Origin of the sequence: Pantoea sp. MHSD4 (assembly GCF_021043305.1) — a bacterium.
In the GTDB taxonomy this organism is placed as follows: Bacteria; Pseudomonadota; Gammaproteobacteria; order Enterobacterales; family Enterobacteriaceae; genus Pantoea; species Pantoea eucalypti.
The window spans coordinates 42,761-60,752 of record NZ_JAJNDH010000008.1; the positions used below are offsets into that span (position 1 = coordinate 42,761).

A 17,992-nucleotide genomic window follows, 5' to 3' on the forward strand; every position below is an offset into this window, starting at 1 on the left:
GAAGCGATAGCCTCATTATCAAATAAACACAACTTTTACATAAGTTATTGATATTTAGATAAATTAAGATATTTCAATGTGTTATTTCGCAACGAAATCAGTGTTATTGCATTTGAATGACAACAGCTTTTTATTTTTATTCACAGCATGTGGAAAACGATAATTCACGATCGGGCTGTACAATCACGCATCACGCGGTAATCCCTTCTCTACTGCACGAACCAGCCGCTTCTGCTGGGCAGGCTGCACTTCAACCACGATTTGCTCGCGTTTCTGCTGCTGCTGTGCGATTGCCCACAGAATGTGTTCATCCAGTAGTTCACTCTCACCCAATCGTTGCTCCAGAATCTGAATAATTTCGGGTGACCAGGGCGCATTGCCCAGCGCGACAGCGATGTTACGCAGCCAGCGTAAATGACCAATGCGACGAATCGCTGAGCCTTCTGTTATGCGTAAAAACTTCGCCTCATCCCACTGAAACAGATCGATCAGTTCCGGTGCATGTAACGCCGCTCGCGGTGAAAAATCGCTTTCGTCACTAAGTTGTCCATAGCGATTCCACGGACAGATCAGCTGGCAGTCGTCGCAGCCATAAATCCGGTTGCCCATCAGCGGACGAAACTCTTCCGGGATAGCCCCTTCCAGCTCAATGGTGAGATAGGAGATACAGCGACGGGCATCGACGACGTAAGGCTCAACGATAGCGCTGGTGGGGCAGATGGTCATGCAGGCGACACAGCGACCACACTGCTCCTCCTGCGGGGCATCTGACGGTAGCGGAATATCGATGAGCAGTTCGCCGAGGAAAAACCACGAGCCCGCTTCCCGATTCAGAATCAGAGAATGTTTGCCCGTCCACCCCAGTCCTGCTTTAGCCGCCAGTGGGCGCTCAAGCAGCGGCGCCGAATCCACGAACGGTCGAAAATTCAGCTCGCCACAATGCTGCTGGATCATTTCTCCGAGCTTTTTCAGTCGATTGCGCAATACTTTGTGGTAATCACGACCGAGTGCATAACGGCTGACATAGCCCAATTGAGGATTTTTCAGCGTGCTGGCAAAGGCGGCTTTGGCCGGAAGGTAGTTCATGCGAACGCTGATGACACGCAGCGTGCCGGGTAGCAGTTCATGAGGACGCGCCCGCATCATGCCGTGTCGCGCCATCCACGCCATCTCGCCTTGATATTGTTTGTCCAGCCACGCCTGCAGGCGCGGCTCTTCTGCGCTGAGATCGGTGTCGGTGATGCCGACCTGCTGAAAGCCGAGATCCAATCCCCATTGTTTAATCTGTTGTGCGAGTTGATGAAGATCGAGAGGGTATGACATGAGTGACCAGGATTCGAAGAAAAACAGCCGTAGTTTACCATATTCTGTCTGGCCTGCGCAGGCTGTGCCAACGCTTGAGCAACAGGGCGCCGATGTACTCGGAATTACCCTGTATGAGCTCATGCTGCGAGCCGGGCAGGCTGCTTATGACCATCTGAATGCGAACTGGCCTGATGCCAGCCACTGGCTGATTCTGTGCGGTCACGGCAACAACGGTGGTGACGGTTATGTCGTAGCGCGGCTGGGGCAGGCGGCTGGGAAAACCGTTACGCTGCTGGCGTGCGAAAGTGAAAAAGCGTTGCCGGAAGAGGCGCAGCGCGCGCGGGAGGCATGGCTGGATGCGGGCGGTGAAATTCATGCGGCCGATGCCGCCTGGCCAGAGCGGGTGGATGTGATTGTCGATGCGCTGCTGGGAACCGGCTGTAATCGTGCGCCCGGGAAACCCTATGCCTCACTTATCCAGCGGGCCAACGCCCACGCTGCACCCATACTCGCCATTGATATGCCTTCCGGCTTATCCGCCCGCAACGGCACCGCACCTGGTGAGGTGATTAATGCCAGCCATACGCTGAGTATGGTCGCACTGAAACCGGGTCAGATCACCGGCAAGGCGCGAGACTACATCGGACAGCTCTGCTATGCCGATCTCGGCCTGGCCACCTTTCTGGCGGGCGAAGCGGCGCCCATCGCGCGTTATGACGCCAGTGCATTAACCCGCTGGCTAAAACCGCGTAAGCCGACCTCCCACAAGGGCAGTCATGGGCGGCTGCTGGTCGTCGGGGGCGATGCCGGTACCGCGGGCGCGGTACGAATGACCGCAGAAGCCGCGCTACGCAGCGGCAGCGGATTAGTGCGAGTACTTACTCACAAAGATAATATCATTCCGATTCTTACCGCCCGGCCCGAAGTTATGGTCGATGAGCTGACCGATGAACGGCTGACTGAGGCGCTGGAGTGGGCCGATGTTATTGCGATTGGGCCTGGTCTGGGTCAGCGTGAATGGGGCAAGCGGGCGCTGGAGCAGGTCGCGCGTAGTGAAAAGCCGATGCTTTGGGACGCGGATGCGCTTAACCTGCTGGCAATCAGTGCGGAGAAACGTCAGAATCGCATTATTACGCCGCATCCTGGAGAAGCGGCGCGTTTACTGAATATCGAGACCAGTGAAATTGAGAGTGACCGCTTACATGCAGCGCAGACATTGGCGCAGCATTATGGTGGCGTAGTGGTTCTGAAAGGTGCCGGCACGATCATTGCCAGTGAGCAGGGCGAACTGGCCTTTGCGGATGTGGGCAACGCCGGCATGGCTTCTGGTGGTATGGGCGATCTCCTGAGTGGAATTATCGCCTCGCTGGTGGGTCAGAAACTCACGCTGTTTGATGCAGCCTGCGCTGGCTGCGTGGCACATGGTGCAGCGGCCGATGCGGTGGCTGCAGAACGCGGAACACGCGGTATGCTGGCAACTGATTTACTGGATCTGCTGTGGCAATTTGTTAATCCTGAGATGAATAAAGAAGCATGAAGACCTGTGTTATTTCTTTGCCCGATGAGGCGGCTACGCTCGATTTGGGCGCTCAACTGGCGCGCGCCTGTGGCAGCGCGGCAGTCATTTATCTCTATGGCGATCTGGGGGCGGGTAAAACCACCTTCAGCCGCGGCTTTCTGCAGGCGCTGGGCCATCAGGGCAACGTCAAAAGCCCCACTTATACGTTGGTTGAGCCTTACTCGCTTAACAACCATACGCTCTATCATTTCGACCTTTATCGACTTGCCGATCCTGAAGAGCTTGAGTTCATGGGCATCCGTGACTACTTCAGTGGCGATGCCATCTGTCTGGTGGAATGGCCGCAGCAGGGTGCCGGTTTTCTGCCCTCGCCCGACCTTACGTTAACGCTGCGCTACGTGGGCGAAGCGCGTGAGGCAGAGCTGACGGCACAGTCGGCATCGGGCCAGAAATGGCTGGAACTGTTTGATCAGAGCAGGGATAAGACATGATGTCACGGATGAAAATAGCGCTGGTAACACTGCTGCTGCTGGTCTGTACGCCTCTTTTTGCCGCTACTCTGTCAGATATCAAAGTGGCCAATGGCGACAGTCAGGCCACCATCACCCTGAACTTTGCAGGACAGCCTGCCTATGCCTTTTTCTCACTGCACAACCCGAATCGTGTGGTGCTTGATGTTAACCAAAGCGGCGTGGTTCAGGGACTGCCACTCAATTTCAGCGGCGAAAATATCGTAAAGCGGATTCGTACCAGCACCCCTAAAGATAAACAGAGTGTGCGGCTGGTGTTTGAACTGACGCAGGCGGGTAAAACCCGAGCGGTCACCCAGCGCAATGGCAATAGCTATAGCGTGGTCTTCACAATTACCGGTAAGGCGCCTGCTATTACGCGCAGTGCGCCTGCGCCGGTCACGGCCCCGAGACCTGTGCCGACACAGAGTGCCGACGCGGTTAACCCATTTAATTCCAATCCAGTGACCTCAGTGACCTCAGTGACCAGCACGGCCAGCACCGTACGTCCAGGTCGTGCGGTCAGCCAGAATGACACCGTGATTGTGGCGATTGATGCCGGACATGGCGGTCAGGATCCGGGCGCTATCGGGCAGCGCGGGTTGAAAGAGAAGAACGTCACAATCGCCATTGCCCGCAAACTGCGAGTGTTGCTAAACAATGATCCGATGTTCAAAGGCGTGCTGACGCGTGATGGCGACTATTTTATCTCGGTCATGGGCCGCTCTGATGTCGCGCGTAAAGCCAATGCCAACGTGCTGGTGTCAATTCACGCTGACGCCGCGCCGAGCCATGCGGCGACTGGCGCATCGGTCTGGGTATTATCCAACCGTCGCGCAAATAACGAGATGGCTAACTGGCTGGAGCAGAAAGAGAAACAGTCTGAGCTGCTGGGCGGCGCAGGTGACCTGCTGGCCAACAGTCAGGCCGATCCTTACCTCAGCCAGGCGGTACTGGACCTGCAGTTTGGTCACTCGCAGCGCGTGGGTTATGACATCGCCCAGAAAGTGTTACAGCAGCTACGCAGCGTAACGTCGCTGCATAAACGTCTGCCTGAGCATGCCAGCCTGGGCGTGCTGCGTTCGCCAGATATCCCTTCTTTGCTGGTGGAAACCGGCTTTATCAGTAATTCCTCGGAGGAGCGACTGCTTGGCAGTAGCGCACACCAGGATAAGATTGCGCAGTCGATCTACAGAGGTCTGCGCACTTATTTCCTGGCGCACCCGCTACAATCCATCCCAAAGGAGGAAAACCGGCCGCTGGGCTCGTCGCCAGCGGTCAGCGTAGCCAGTAATCCGGCGACCGGTGTACCGCAATACACCGGTGTGACACAGCGTCATACGGTGACGCGCGGGGAGACACTTTCCGGCATTGCCGCAAAGTATGGTGTCAGCATGGACACGCTGCGTGGGATGAACGCGCTGAAGCGTGATGTGGTGTGGGTCGGACAGCGATTAAAAGTCCCGGCCAGTGCAGTGGCGAGTCGAACTGCGCGCGCGGCACCACGCGGTGTAGTACGCCATAAAGTGGTGGTCGGTGATTCGCTGACTGGCATTGCCGCACATTACGGCGTCAGCCCGAAAGCGATAATGCAGACTAATAATCTCAAGTCGACCAACGTCATGTTGGGGCAGAACCTGAAAATTCCTGCATCCTGATTGCTTGCCCGGCCGCTGCGCCGGGCTACCAGTTAAAAGGAAAACCATGCCGATTCAAATTTTACCGCCACAACTGGCTAACCAGATTGCGGCGGGTGAAGTCGTTGAGCGTCCTGCATCGGTGGTCAAAGAGCTGGTGGAGAACAGTCTGGATGCTGGCGCTACGCGCATTGAAGTTGATATTGAAAAGGGTGGCGCAAAGCTTATCCGGATCCGTGACAACGGCTGCGGCATCGTTAAAGCTGAGCTGTCGATGGCGCTGGCCCGGCACGCTACCAGCAAAATAGCCTCACTGGATGACCTGGAAGCGATTATGAGTCTGGGCTTTCGCGGTGAAGCGCTGGCCAGCATTAGTTCGGTCTCCCGCCTGACCTTAACCTCACGTACCGCCGATCAAACTGAAGCCTGGCAGGCCTATGCGGAAGGGCGTGACATGACGGTGACAGTTAAACCGGCAGCGCATCCCTGCGGCACCACGCTGGAAGTGCTGGATCTTTTTTATAACACCCCGGCACGCCGCAAGTTTATGCGCACGGAGAAAACCGAATTCGGCCATATCGACGAAGTGATTCGTCGTATTGCGCTGGCACGTTTTGACGTGGCGATATCATTAAGTCACAACGGTAAAATGATGCGTCAGTACCGTGCTGTCAGTGAGGAGAGTCAGCGTGAACGGCGACTGGCGGCAATCTGCGGCACCACCTTTATGCAGCATGCGCTGCGAATTGACTGGCAACATGATGACCTCTCGCTGCGTGGCTGGGTCGCCGATCCCGCAGGGTCGCGACAGGTCACCGATCTGCAGTATTGCTACGTCAATGGCCGGATGATGCGCGACAAGCTGATCAATCATGCTATCCGTCAGGCATTCCAGACACAGCTTCAGGATGACCAGCAGCCCGCTTACGTGCTTTATCTGGAGATCGATCCGCATCAGGTGGATGTCAACGTTCACCCGGCCAAGCATGAAGTACGATTTCACCAGTCACGTCTGGTACATGACTTTATTTATCAGGGCGTGGTCAGCGCGCTTCAGGCGATGGCGGCACCCACCTTACCCGCGCTGCAGGCCGAAGAACCCGCGCCACGCTGGCAGCCTGAAAATCGTCAGGCGGCCGGGGGAAATCATTTTGCGCAGCCTGCAGCGTCTGCCAGTGAGACAAAACCCTCGTCCGCGCGTGAAACTCCGCCTGTCTGGCAAAACAAAGAGAATGTTTATCGTCAACGCGAAGGCGCGGTTTATCAGCAACTGCTGAAAACCCCTTCCGGCCCCCCCTCGTCCGGCACCACACCGCCGCTGAGCGCCCGCGAGCCAGCACCGCGTCCGGCCCCGAAACCCTCGCCGCTGGCCCCCCATGCCCAGAGTTTTGGCCGGGTGCTGACGATTCTGCACAATCACTTTGCGCTGCTGGAGCAGGACCAGACATTAATGCTGATGTCGCTGCCGGTTGCGGCACGCTGGCTGAAACTGGCTCAGCTGGAACCGGGTGAAGAGGGGCTTAAGCCGCAGCCGCTACTGATTCCAGTCAGGCTGAAAATTGCGCTGAATGAACGACAGGCAGCAAAAGAAAACAGTAGTCTGCTCAATCAGATGGGTATCGATCTTCAGATCGATGGTGAACACGTGACGCTGCGCGCGGTGCCTTTACCGTTACGAACACAAAATTTACAAATCTTGATTCCTGAGCTGTTAGGCTATCTCGCCCGGCAGCAGGAGAACACTGCGACGCAACTGGCCCAGTGGCTGGCGCAGCGTCAGGAAACAGCGTCCTCCGACTGGAATCACTCACAGGCGATCAACCTGCTGGCAGAGCTTGAACGGCTTTGCCCACAGCTGCTTAAATCGCCGCCTTCAGGCTTATTACAGCCCATAGAGATTGAGAGCGCGGTCAACGCGTTGAAGCATGAGTGAATTAAACCAGGCTGGCCGGCCAAAGGCTATTTTTTTGATGGGACCTACGGCTTCGGGTAAGACCGCTTTAGCGATTGAGTTGCGTAAGCACTTACCCGTGGAACTTATCAGCGTTGATTCTGCCCTTATTTATCGTCAGATGGATATTGGTACGGCGAAACCGTCGGCTGAAGAGTTAGCAGTGGCGCCCCATCATCTGCTCGACATCCGCGATCCCGCAGAAGCCTATTCGGCAGCGGAGTTCCGGCGGGATGCTTTAGCAGAAATGGCGGAAATCGTTGCAGCCGGACGAATACCGTTGCTTGTTGGTGGAACCATGCTCTACTTCAAGGCGTTACTTGAAGGATTGTCGCCGTTGCCCTCGGCCGATCCTGATGTTCGTCAGCGGATAGAGCAAACGGCGCGTGAAAAAGGCTGGGATGCTTTACACCGCCAGCTGTGTGAAATCGACCCGGTTGCCGGCAGTCGTATTCATCCGAATGATCCGCAGAGACTTTCGCGAGCACTGGAAGTTTTTTTTATTTCGGGTAAAACTTTAACGGAACTGACAAAAACATCCGGTGAAGCGTTACCCTACGACGTGCAACAGTTTGCCATCGCCCCCGCGAGCCGCGAATTGCTGCACCAGCGTATCGCGTTGCGTTTTGAGCAGATGTTAGCGTCAGGATTTGAAGCGGAGGCTCGGGCCCTGTTTGCACGAGGTGATTTGCATACGGACATGCCTTCCATTCGTTGTGTTGGCTATCGTCAGATGTGGTCTTATTTATCGGGCGAAATCGATCACAGCGAAATGGTTTATCGGGGAATTTGCGCGACCCGGCAACTTGCTAAGCGACAGATAACCTGGTTACGCGGTTGGGAAAATGTTCACTGGCTTGACAGTGACGAGCCCCGGCTGGCGCTTGATACAGTGTTACAGGTTCTTAGTGCGAAGCATGGGTGATTGTGTACAATTGATGGGTTATCGTGCGCAAATTTTTACGCAGTATTTTTCGAACCATAGGTTCTACTAGCAACAAACAACAAGCATATAAGGAAAAGATAGAATGGCTAAGGGGCAATCATTACAAGACCCGTTTTTGAACGCACTGCGTCGTGAACGTGTTCCGGTTTCGATTTATCTGGTTAACGGTATTAAGCTGCAGGGTCAGATAGAGTCATTTGATCAGTTCGTCATTTTGTTGAAAAACACGGTAAGTCAGATGGTTTATAAGCATGCCATTTCTACCGTTGTTCCTTCGCGCCCGGTTTCTCACCATAGCAATAATACCGGCGGCGGCGGCAGCAACAATTATCATCAGGGCGGCAGCAACACAACTGCGCAGCCACAGCCACAACAAGACGGTGATAGCGCAGAATAACGCGTCATCGTACAGCCAGGCACGGAAGACAAACGTTTTCCGTCCTGGTCTTTATTTAGCGAGGTTATAGCTTGTTTGACCGTTATGAAGCCGGTGAGCAGGCCGTACTGGTACACATCTGGTTCTCCCAAGACAAAGAAGTAGAAGATTTACAGGAGTTTGAAACCCTGGTTTCTTCTGCTGGCGTTGAGGCGCTGCAAGTGGTTACTGGCAGCCGTAAAGCGCCGCACCCCAAGTATTTTGTCGGTGAAGGAAAGGCCGTTGAAATTGCCGATGCGGTAAAAACAACTGGAGCATCGGTCGTGTTATTCGATCATGCCCTCACGCCCGCTCAGGAAAGAAACCTCGAGCGCCTGTGCGAATGCCGCGTCATAGATCGCACTGGTTTAATTCTGGATATCTTCGCCCAGCGTGCACGTACCCACGAAGGTAAATTGCAGGTTGAGCTGGCACAGTTACGCCATCTTGCGACACGTCTGGTACGTGGCTGGACTCACCTTGAACGCCAGAAAGGCGGGATCGGTTTGCGTGGTCCGGGTGAAACACAGTTAGAAACAGACCGACGACTGCTGCGCGGACGAATCAGTCAGATTTTGTCTCGTCTTGAGCGGGTTGAAAAACAGCGTGAGCAGGGACGTCAGTCTCGTGCCAAAGCGGATGTGCCAACGGTTTCGCTGGTGGGTTATACCAACGCCGGCAAGTCGACCCTCTTTAACGCCATGACTTCTGCCAACGTCTTTGCCGCAGACCAGCTGTTTGCGACCCTTGATCCCACACTGCGCCGCCTGAATGTTGCCGATGTCGGAGATGTGGTGCTGGCAGACACGGTCGGCTTTATTCGCCATCTTCCTCACGATCTGGTTGCCGCTTTTAAAGCCACACTGCAGGAGACGCGTCAGGCGACGCTGTTAATGCACGTGATTGATGGCGCGGACCTGCGCGTGACAGAAAATATCGCCGCTGTTGATGCCGTACTGGAAGAGATTGAAGCGGATGAAATCCCGACGTTACTGGTAATGAATAAAATCGATATGCTTGACGGTTTTGAACCGCGTATCGATCGTAACGAAGAGAATCTGCCCATTCGCGTCTGGCTCTCCGCTCAGACCGGTGTGGGTATTCCGCTGCTATGGCAGGCGCTCTCTGAACGTCTGGCGGGTGAAATTGCCCAGCATGCGTTACGTCTGCCACCGGAAGCGGGGCGACTTCGTAGCCGTTTCTATCAGTTGCAGGCGATTGAGAAAGAGTGGAATGAAGAAGACGGCAGTGTAGGATTGCAGATACGTATGCCCATCATTGAATGGATGCGTTTATGTAAGCAGGAACCGTCGCTGACCAGTTACATCGTTTGATATTGCCCGACGCACTTACCTCAAAATTGAAGATTGTCGCATTTTCGTTGCAGGCCAGATACGCAGGATTTACCCGGGTATTTCGGATTTCAGCAAGGCGGCAACTGAGTGAATCCCTGGGTGCTTACTGCTGTAAGTGACCGGGGTGAGCGAAGGCAGCCAACATCGCTGCAATCCGAAAGATGAAGGGTAAAAACCGTAATTACAATAAATGGAGTAGAGACATGGCGTGGAATCAGCCCGGAAATAACGGACAGGACCGCGACCCGTGGGGAAGCAGCAATAATCAAGGCGGCAACTCTGGGGGAAATAAGGGAGGACGGGAATCCGGGCCTCCTGATCTGGATGATATCTTCCGTAAGCTGAGCAAGAAGCTTGGTGGACTGGGCGGTGGCAAACAGAGCGACAGCGGTCAACGCGGCTCCGGCAGCGGTGGCAAAATTGTTGGCATCGTGGCTGTTGCTGCTGTAGTCATCTGGGCTGCAAGCGGTTTCTACACCATCAAAGAAGCGGAGCGTGGCGTAGTGACGCGTTTCGGTAAGTTCAGTCACCTGGTCGAACCCGGCCTGAACTGGAAACCTACATTCATTGATCAGGTTCGTGCGGTTAACGTTGAATCAGTACGTGAACTGGCGGCTTCAGGTGTCATGCTGACTTCGGACGAGAACGTTGTGCGTGTCGAAATGAACGTGCAGTACCGCGTGACCGATCCGGAACGTTATCTTTATGCAGTCACCAGCGCGGACGACAGCCTGCGTCAGGCAACTGACAGCGCGCTGCGCGGCGTGATTGGTCGTTCCACCATGGACCGCATTCTGACTGAAGGCCGTACCGTGGTGCGTAGCGAAACCCAGCGTGAAATCGATGAGACGATTCGCCCTTACAACATGGGTGTCGCGGTTGTGGACGTTAACTTCCAGGCTGCCCGTCCGCCGGAAGAAGTGAAGTCTGCCTTTGATGACGCGATTGCGGCACGCGAAAACCGTGAGCAGTACGTCCGTGAAGCAGAAGCTTACGCCAACGAAGTTCAGCCTCGAGCTAACGGCCGTGCGCAACGTATTCTGGAAGAGGCGCGTGCATACAAAGAGCGTACCGTTCTGGAAGCCCAGGGTGAAGTGGCGCGATTCGCCAAAATTCTGCCGGAATATAAAGCCGCGCCTGAAATCACCAAAGAGCGTCTTTATATCGAGACGATGGAACGTGTGCTGAGCCATACCCGCAAAGTCCTGGTTAACGATCGGGGTAATAACCTGATGGTGCTGCCGCTGGATCAACTGATGCGTGGCACCCAGGCTGCACCGGGCCAGAGCGGTCAGAAGGGCAGTAACAGTTCTTCGCTGCCGGCTATCTCCGATCGCGGCGCCAGCCGCAATGACACGTCGTCATACAGTCCGGACAACATCATGGATCAGCGTCGGGCCAATGCTCAGCGCAGCGACAGCCAGCGCGAAGGGAGAGAGTAATCGATGCGTAAGCCAATAGTATTTTTGATCATTGTCGTGCTGGTGGCGCTCTATGCGTCGCTGTTTGTGGTGCAGGAAGGGGAGCGAGGCATTGTTCTGCGCTTCGGCAAAGTCCTGCGCGATGGTGAAAACAAACCGCAGGTGTTTGCGCCGGGCCTGCATTTCAAGATCCCATTCCTGGAAACGGTTAAAACGCTGGATGCGCGCATTCAGACCATGGATAACCAGGCCGATCGCTTCGTCACTAAAGAGAAGAAAGATCTGATCGTCGACTCTTACATCAAGTGGCGTATTAGCGACTTCAGTCGCTACTACCTGGCTACCGGCGGCGGTGATGTCTCTCAGGCGGAAGTGCTGCTGAAACGTAAGTTCAGTGACCGCTTGCGTTCTGAAATGGGCCGTCTGGATGTGAAAGATATCGTAACGGACTCTCGTGGTCGCCTGACGACGGATGTCCGTGATGCGCTGAACACCGGTTCTGCTGGCAGCGATGATGAAATCGCAACGCCTGCTGCCGATGACGCTATTGCCAGTGCAGCGGCTCGTGTAGAGCGTGAAACCAACAGCAGCGAGCCGGCGCCCAATCCGAACAGTATGGCGGCATTAGGTATTCAGGTGATGGATGTGCGCATCAAGCAGATCAACCTGCCGACTGAGGTTTCCGATGCGATCTTCAACCGTATGCGTGCCGAGCGTGAAGCGGTAGCGCGTAGCCAGCGTTCGCAGGGTCAGGAAGAGGCTGAAAAACTGCGTGCTCAGGCCGATTATCAGGTGACACGTACTCTGGCTGAAGCCCAGCGTGAAGCGCTGATTACACGTGGTGATGGTGATGCGGAAACGGCGCGGTTGTTTGCGGATGCGTTCAGCAAAGATCCTGACTTCTACGCTTTCATTCGTAGCCTGCGCGCCTATGAAAACAGCTTCAGTGAAAATCAGGATGTGATGGTGTTAAGTCCGGATAGCGACTTCTTCCGATATATGAAGGCGCCCTCTAACGCGACACGTTAAGAACTGATATAACCTGTAGGCCGACAATGTTGTCGGCCTTTTTTTTGGGTATCAGAATGAAAACGAGCATCTGGATGGCACTGGCGCTGGTATTAGTGCTGGAAGGGTTGGGACCGATGTTTATGCCACGCGCCTGGCGACGCATGATCCTGACGATGAGCCGTTTACCCGATCGCCTGCTGCACCGATTTGGTGGTGGACTGGTGGTGGCTGGCATGGTGATCTATTGCATGCTGAGTCTGCACGGCAACCTGTAAACCGGGAGAAGATCGGCTAAATTGTGCCTCTTTGCGCCGTTATCCCCAATATGTTGTAGTGATCAAAACGCAGGCAAAAAAGCGCGCAATCGTATGCTAAAAGTGCTGAAAAGCATAGGATCAGATGGTAGAATCCTTTTTTAAGCAATCGGTGATTTTGAGAAATGGGTAAGAACGTCGTCGTACTGGGCACCCAATGGGGTGACGAAGGTAAAGGTAAGATTGTAGACCTTCTGACTGAGCGCGCGAATTACGTTGTGCGTTATCAAGGCGGCCACAATGCGGGCCACACGCTTGTCATCAACGGTGAAAAAACCGTCCTCCACCTGATCCCTTCTGGCATTCTGCGCGATAACGTGACCAGCATCATTGGTAACGGCGTAGTGCTCTCTCCTGAAGCCTTAATGAAAGAGATGAAAGGCCTGGAAGCGCGCGGAATTCCGGTACGCGAGCGTCTGCTGATTTCTGAAGCCTGTCCGCTGATCCTGCAATATCATGTTGCGATGGATATGGCGCGTGAACGTGCCCGTGGTGCCAAAGCGATTGGTACGACTGGCCGTGGCATCGGTCCTGCTTATGAAGATAAAGTTGCCCGTCGTGCACTGCGCGTCAGCGACCTGTTTAATAAAGAAACATTTGCCGCCAAACTGAAAGAAGTCGTCGATTTCTACAACTTCCAGCTGGTGGAGTATTACAAAGAGCCGGCAGTCGACTTCGATAAAGTGCTGAGCGATGTGATGGAAGTCGCTGACATCCTGACTGGCATGGTGGTTGACGTCTCTGAACTGCTGGATGTCGCGCGTAAGCGTGGCGATCTGATTATGTTTGAAGGTGCGCAGGGTACGCTGCTGGATATCGATCACGGGACTTATCCGTACGTGACCTCATCCAACACGACCGCAGGTGGTGTTGCAACCGGTTCAGGCATTGGTCCGCGTTATGTCGACTACGTTCTGGGTATTGTGAAAGCTTACTCAACCCGCGTTGGTGCAGGCCCGTTCCCGACCGAACTGTTCGACGAAACCGGCGAATTCCTCTGTGCGCAGGGTAATGAGTTTGGTGCGACCACCGGTCGCCGCCGCCGTACCGGCTGGCTGGATGCAGTAGCGGTTCGCCGCGCGGTTCAGATCAACTCCCTGTCAGGTTTCTGCATGACCAAGCTGGACGTGCTGGATGGCCTGAAAGAGGTGAAAATCTGTGTGGCTTACCGTATGCCTGATGGTCGCGAAGTGACCACCACGCCACTGGCGGCAGAGAACTGGGAAGGCATTGAGCCGGTTTACGAGACCCTGCCAGGCTGGAGCGAGACAACGTTTGGCGTGAAGACGCTGGAAGGTTTGCCTCAGGCCGCGCGTGATTACATCAAGCGTGTTGAAGAGGTAACAGGTGTGCCGATTGATATCATCTCAACCGGTCCCGATCGTAGTGAAACGATGATTCTGCGCGACCCGTTTGACGCATAATCATTCAGGCCGGACATTGTCCGGCCCTTGTTTTTCCACTCTCAGATGCCACTTAATCTCCCTTCGCTTGTCAAACCTTGTGCTGGCTTAAAAAAACGCACGGCTGATCAGACTCTGGTTTATCATCGTAGTTAATCGAATGGCGATCCGATTCAATCCTGACATCAATCGTAAGGCGAATAACCTAATGCCACGCCTGAAGGTTCACCGAGGTTACTGTGCAGCTCACGAGTTTTACTGATTATGGCTTACGCGCCCTGATTTATCTGGCATCGTTGCCAGAAGGTCAGCAGACCAATATTACGGAAGTGACAAACACCTATGGTTTGTCCCGCAATCATATGGTCAAAATCATCAATCAGCTGAGCCGGGCGGGCTATGTCGCCGCCACGCGTGGTAAAAACGGCGGCATTCGTTTGGGTATGCCAGCGCGCCAGATTGTCATTGGCGACGTGGTACGTAAGATGGAGCCACTACAACTGGTTGACTGCGCCTCCTGTTCCATCACGCCAGCCTGTCGTCTGAAGCAGGCATTACATGATGCAGTGCAGCGATTTTTGCAGGAGCTGGATAACTATACCCTGGCAGACCTGGTCGAAGGCAATACACCACTTTATGAGATCATCTTGTCCAGATCGCCAGTGGCAATAAATATTAAATGACATCGGAGGAACCGCTATGTCAAAAGATCCATTTCAGGATAGAGAAGCTGAAAAATACGAAAACCCTATTCCGAGCCGTGAATTTATTCTGGCTCTGCTAGAAAAACGTGAAAAACCGGCCAGCCGTGAAGAGCTGGCTGAAGAGATGAATTTGCAGGAAGAAGAGCACCTTGAGGCGCTGCGTCGCCGCCTTCGCGCTATGGAGCGTGATGGTCAGCTGGTGTTCACCCGCCGTCAGTGTTATGCCCTGCCAGAACGCCTTGATCTCCTGCGCGGTAAAGTCATTGGCCATCGTGATGGCTACGGCTTCCTGCGGGCAGAAGGCCAGAAAGATGACCTTTACCTCTCCGCAGAACAGATGAAATTCTGTATGCACGGTGACGTGATCCTGGCGCAGCCGCTGGGTGCCGATCGCAAAGGCCGCCGCGAAGCGCGTGTGGTTCGCGTGCAGGAACCCCGCAACAATCAGATCGTTGGCCGTTACTTTACCGACGCTGGCGCAGGTTTTGTGGTACCGGACGACAGTCGCCTGAGTTTTGATATTCTCATCCCGCCTGAAGAGACGATGAATGCCCGTATGGGTTCCGTGGTGGTGGTTGAGCTGGTCCAGCGTCCGAACCGTCGCAGCAAGGCGATCGGTAAAATTGCAGAGATTCTGGGCGATGATATGGGCACCAGCCTGGCCGTAGATATGGCGCTGCGTACCCATGAAATTCCGCACACCTGGCCGCCAGAAGTGGAAGCGCAGATCAGTAAGCTGAAAGAAGAAGTGCCGGAAGAGGCCAAAAAAGGCCGCGTCGATCTGCGTAAACTGCCGCTGGTCACCATCGATGGTGAAGATGCCCGTGACTTTGATGATGCTGTCTACTGTGAGAAGAAGCGCGGTGGCGGATGGCGTCTGTGGGTGGCGATTGCCGACGTGAGTTACTACGTCCGTCCTGGCACGCCACTGGATGACGAAGCGCATCAGCGCGGCACCTCAGTTTACTTCCCGTCGCAGGTTGTTCCGATGCTGCCCGAAGTACTGTCGAATGGCTTATGTTCGCTTAACCCGCAGGTCGATCGTCTCTGTATGGTGTGCGAGATGACCATTTCGACCAAGGGCAAGCTGACAGGCTTTAAGCACTACGAAGCGGTAATGAATTCCCATGCGCGTCTGACCTATAACAAAGTCTGGAACATCCTGCAGGGCGACAAAGAGCTGCGTCAGCAGTATGCACCGCTGGTCAAAGACCTCGAAGAGCTGAATAACCTCTATCATGCGCTGGAAGCTGCCCGTGAAGAGCGTGGCGGAATCTCGTTTGAAACGGAAGAGGCGAAGTTCATCTTCAACGCCGAGCGCCGTATTGAACGTGTTGAGCGTGCATCACGTAATGACGCCCACAAACTGATTGAAGAGTGCATGATCCTGGCGAACATCGCCTCGGCACGCTTCGTTGAGAAAAATCAGGAACCGGCACTGTTCCGCGATCACGATCGCCCGACCGACGAGAGCATCAAGAGCTTCCGTACCGTGCTTAATGAGCTGGGACTGACGCTGCCTGGCGGCAATAAACCGCAGCCGGTTGATTATGCAGCGCTGCTGAAGCAGGTTGCCGATCGTCCTGATGCGGAAATGCTGCAAACCATGCTGCTGCGTTCGATGAAGCAGGCCGTTTACGATCCGGAAAACCGCGGTCACTTTGGTCTGGCACTCTCGTCCTATGCGCACTTTACTTCGCCGATTCGCCGCTACCCGGATCTGACGCTGCACCGCGCTATCAAGTATCTGCTGGCGAAAGAGCAGGGTGAAGGCAAGGGACTGGTTCAACGTGCCATCAAGTACCTGATGCCTAAAGATAAAAATGCCAAAGATCTCACTACGGCAACCGGCGGCTATCACTACGAGATGCCGGAGATGCTGCAGCTGGGTCTGCACTGCTCCCTGACCGAGCGCCGTGCGGATGAAGCGACCCGCGACGTCGCGGACTGGCTCAAGTGTGACTTTATGCAGGATCAGGTTGGCAATGTCTTCAACGGCGTCATCTCCAGCGTCACCGGATTTGGCTTCTTTGTCCGCTTAAGCGATCTGTTCATCGACGGTCTGGTGCACGTTTCAACGCTCGACAACGATTACTACCGTTTTGATCCGGTTGGTCAGCGTCTGATTGGTGAATCGGGCGGTCGCACCTATCGTCTGGGTGACACGGTTGAAGTGCGTGTTGAAGCGGTCCACATGGACGAGCGTAAAATCGACTTTGCTCTGATCTCCAGCCAGCGTCAGGTCCGTGGTGAAGGTAAAACCGCGCGTGACCGGGCAAAACGTGACGATAACGCCCCAACGAAACGCCGTCGCAATGCGAGCAGGAAGTCTAACTTCGAGCCGGATTCTGCGTTCCGGGGTGATAAAGGCAAGCCCGCCGCTGCGGATTCCGCGAATAAAAGTAAAAATGTCTCGGAAAAAACCCGTAAAATCGCCGCCGCCACCCGGGCGAAGCGCGCCAGAAAAAAGGCGCAGCCTGACTGATGCGCGCACCCGCCCTTTCTCCTGAGAAAGGGCGGTCATTTATTCATTTCCAAACACTGAGCAGATCGATGAGCGAAATTATTTTTGGTATCCATGCCGTGCAGGCGTTGCTGGAACGTGACCCACAACGTTTCCAGGAAGTCTTTATCCTCAAAGGCCGCGACGATCGTCGTCTGCAACCCGTGGTCGCCGCGCTGGAAGCTCAGGGGATTGTTATTCAGCTGGCCGAGCGCAAGTGGCTCGACAGCCAGGTTGAAGGCGGTGTGCATCAGGGTATCGTAGCCCGGGTGAAACCGGGCCGTCAGTATCAGGAAGGCGATCTGCCGGATCTGCTGCAGAGCCTGGACAAACCGTTCCTGCTGGTGCTGGACGGTGTCACCGATCCCCATAACCTGGGTGCCTGCCTGCGCAGCGCTGATGCTGCCGGTGTTCACGCCATCATCGTGCCAAAAGATCGTTCCGCTCCCCTGAACGCCACCGCCAAAAAAGTGGCCAGTGGCGCGGCAGAGAATGTGCCGTTGATCCGCGTGACCAACCTGGCGCGTACTCTGCGTCTGCTGCAGGAATATAACATCTGGGTCGTTGGCACCGCAGGTGAAGCGGACCATACCGTCTTCCAGAGCAAAATGACCGGCCCGATGGCGCTGGTGATGGGCGCAGAAGGGGAAGGCATGCGTCGTCTGACCCGTGAGCATTGCGATGAGCTGATCAGCATTCCGATGGCGGGCAGCGTTTCTTCGTTGAATGTCTCGGTCGCCACCGGCGTCTGCCTGTTTGAAGCGGTGCGTCAGCGCAACGCCTGATCCCCGATGTGATCCTCGCCACAAATTAGTTTCTGTACCAGGCATAACTACACGTCATTCGTATATACCCAAAGAATTTCGGGTTGCATTGAGGCGGCAAGAGAACGAATCCCGATGAGCTTACATGAGTAAGTGATTCGGGTGAGCGAACGCAGCCAACAAACATGCAGCCTGAAAGACGACGGGTATACTTACTGAGTGACATCCGCGAGGA

At 54.9% G+C, this 17,992-nt stretch carries 15 protein-coding genes; 14 read left to right on the top strand and 1 reads right to left on the bottom strand.

Annotated elements, in window-relative coordinates; all coding sequences use genetic code 11:
• Positions 1-183 precede the first annotated feature (183 nt).
• Positions 184-1,323 carry a tRNA epoxyqueuosine(34) reductase QueG gene (gene queG, locus LQK91_RS19630; RefSeq protein ID WP_033763336.1) on the bottom strand — a complete coding sequence of 380 codons (1,140 nt, stop codon included), beginning with the start codon at positions 1,321-1,323 and terminating at the stop codon, positions 184-186.
• Between queG and nnr the strand changes: the two genes are divergently transcribed.
• From nnr to rlmB, 14 genes are all read left to right on the top strand, one after another.
• A complete protein-coding gene (nnr, locus tag LQK91_RS19635) occupies positions 1,322-2,842 on the top strand; it encodes a bifunctional ADP-dependent NAD(P)H-hydrate dehydratase/NAD(P)H-hydrate epimerase (RefSeq protein WP_105100025.1) in 1,521 nt (506 codons plus the stop codon). The genes queG and nnr overlap by 2 nt on opposite strands.
• Positions 2,839-3,315 (top strand): tRNA (adenosine(37)-N6)-threonylcarbamoyltransferase complex ATPase subunit type 1 TsaE, encoded by a 477-nt coding sequence (gene tsaE, locus LQK91_RS19640; protein ID WP_003855306.1) that lies wholly within the window; start codon positions 2,839-2,841, stop codon positions 3,313-3,315. The genes nnr and tsaE overlap by 4 nt, the downstream gene beginning before the upstream one ends.
• Positions 3,312-4,991 carry an N-acetylmuramoyl-L-alanine amidase AmiB gene (gene amiB, locus LQK91_RS19645; protein WP_105100026.1) on the top strand — a complete coding sequence of 560 codons (1,680 nt, stop codon included), beginning with the start codon at positions 3,312-3,314 and terminating at the stop codon, positions 4,989-4,991. The genes tsaE and amiB overlap by 4 nt, the downstream gene beginning before the upstream one ends.
• A gap of 46 nt (positions 4,992-5,037) precedes the next feature.
• Positions 5,038-6,903 (top strand): DNA mismatch repair endonuclease MutL, encoded by a 1,866-nt coding sequence (mutL, locus tag LQK91_RS19650; RefSeq protein ID WP_105100027.1) that lies wholly within the window; start codon positions 5,038-5,040, stop codon positions 6,901-6,903.
• The gene (gene miaA / locus LQK91_RS19655; RefSeq protein WP_105100028.1) at positions 6,896-7,846 is read left to right on the top strand and encodes a tRNA (adenosine(37)-N6)-dimethylallyltransferase MiaA; all 951 of its coding nucleotides are present in this window, start codon (positions 6,896-6,898) and stop codon (positions 7,844-7,846) included. Before mutL ends, miaA begins: the two co-directional genes overlap by 8 nt.
• 103 nt (positions 7,847-7,949) lie before the next feature.
• Positions 7,950-8,264: an RNA chaperone Hfq gene (gene hfq, locus LQK91_RS19660; RefSeq protein WP_003855314.1), complete on the top strand. Its 315-nt coding sequence runs from the start codon at positions 7,950-7,952 to the stop codon at positions 8,262-8,264.
• A 71-nt stretch (positions 8,265-8,335) separates the two neighbouring features.
• Positions 8,336-9,616, top strand: coding sequence for a ribosome rescue GTPase HflX (gene hflX / locus LQK91_RS19665; RefSeq protein ID WP_003855317.1), 1,281 nt, complete (start codon positions 8,336-8,338; stop codon positions 9,614-9,616).
• A 224-nt stretch (positions 9,617-9,840) separates the two neighbouring features.
• A complete protein-coding gene (gene hflK, locus LQK91_RS19670; protein WP_003855318.1) occupies positions 9,841-11,079 on the top strand; it encodes an FtsH protease activity modulator HflK in 1,239 nt (412 codons plus the stop codon).
• Between the two features lie 3 nt (positions 11,080-11,082).
• On the top strand, positions 11,083-12,087 hold the full coding sequence (gene hflC, locus LQK91_RS19675) for a protease modulator HflC (RefSeq protein WP_003855319.1): 1,005 nt from the start codon (positions 11,083-11,085) through the stop codon (positions 12,085-12,087).
• Positions 12,088-12,143: 56 nt separating this feature from the next.
• The gene (locus LQK91_RS19680; RefSeq protein WP_033743145.1) at positions 12,144-12,344 is read left to right on the top strand and encodes a DUF2065 domain-containing protein; all 201 of its coding nucleotides are present in this window, start codon (positions 12,144-12,146) and stop codon (positions 12,342-12,344) included.
• Between the two features lie 164 nt (positions 12,345-12,508).
• On the top strand, positions 12,509-13,807 hold the full coding sequence (locus LQK91_RS19685; RefSeq protein ID WP_008925795.1) for an adenylosuccinate synthase: 1,299 nt from the start codon (positions 12,509-12,511) through the stop codon (positions 13,805-13,807).
• A gap of 218 nt (positions 13,808-14,025) precedes the next feature.
• Positions 14,026-14,469 carry a nitric oxide-sensing transcriptional repressor NsrR gene (gene nsrR / locus LQK91_RS19690; protein WP_003855325.1) on the top strand — a complete coding sequence of 148 codons (444 nt, stop codon included), beginning with the start codon at positions 14,026-14,028 and terminating at the stop codon, positions 14,467-14,469.
• A 16-nt stretch (positions 14,470-14,485) separates the two neighbouring features.
• A complete protein-coding gene (rnr, locus tag LQK91_RS19695; RefSeq protein WP_039659429.1) occupies positions 14,486-16,975 on the top strand; it encodes a ribonuclease R in 2,490 nt (829 codons plus the stop codon).
• Between the two features lie 68 nt (positions 16,976-17,043).
• Positions 17,044-17,778 carry a 23S rRNA (guanosine(2251)-2'-O)-methyltransferase RlmB gene (gene rlmB / locus LQK91_RS19700; RefSeq protein ID WP_003855328.1) on the top strand — a complete coding sequence of 245 codons (735 nt, stop codon included), beginning with the start codon at positions 17,044-17,046 and terminating at the stop codon, positions 17,776-17,778.
• Positions 17,779-17,992 lie beyond the last annotated feature (214 nt).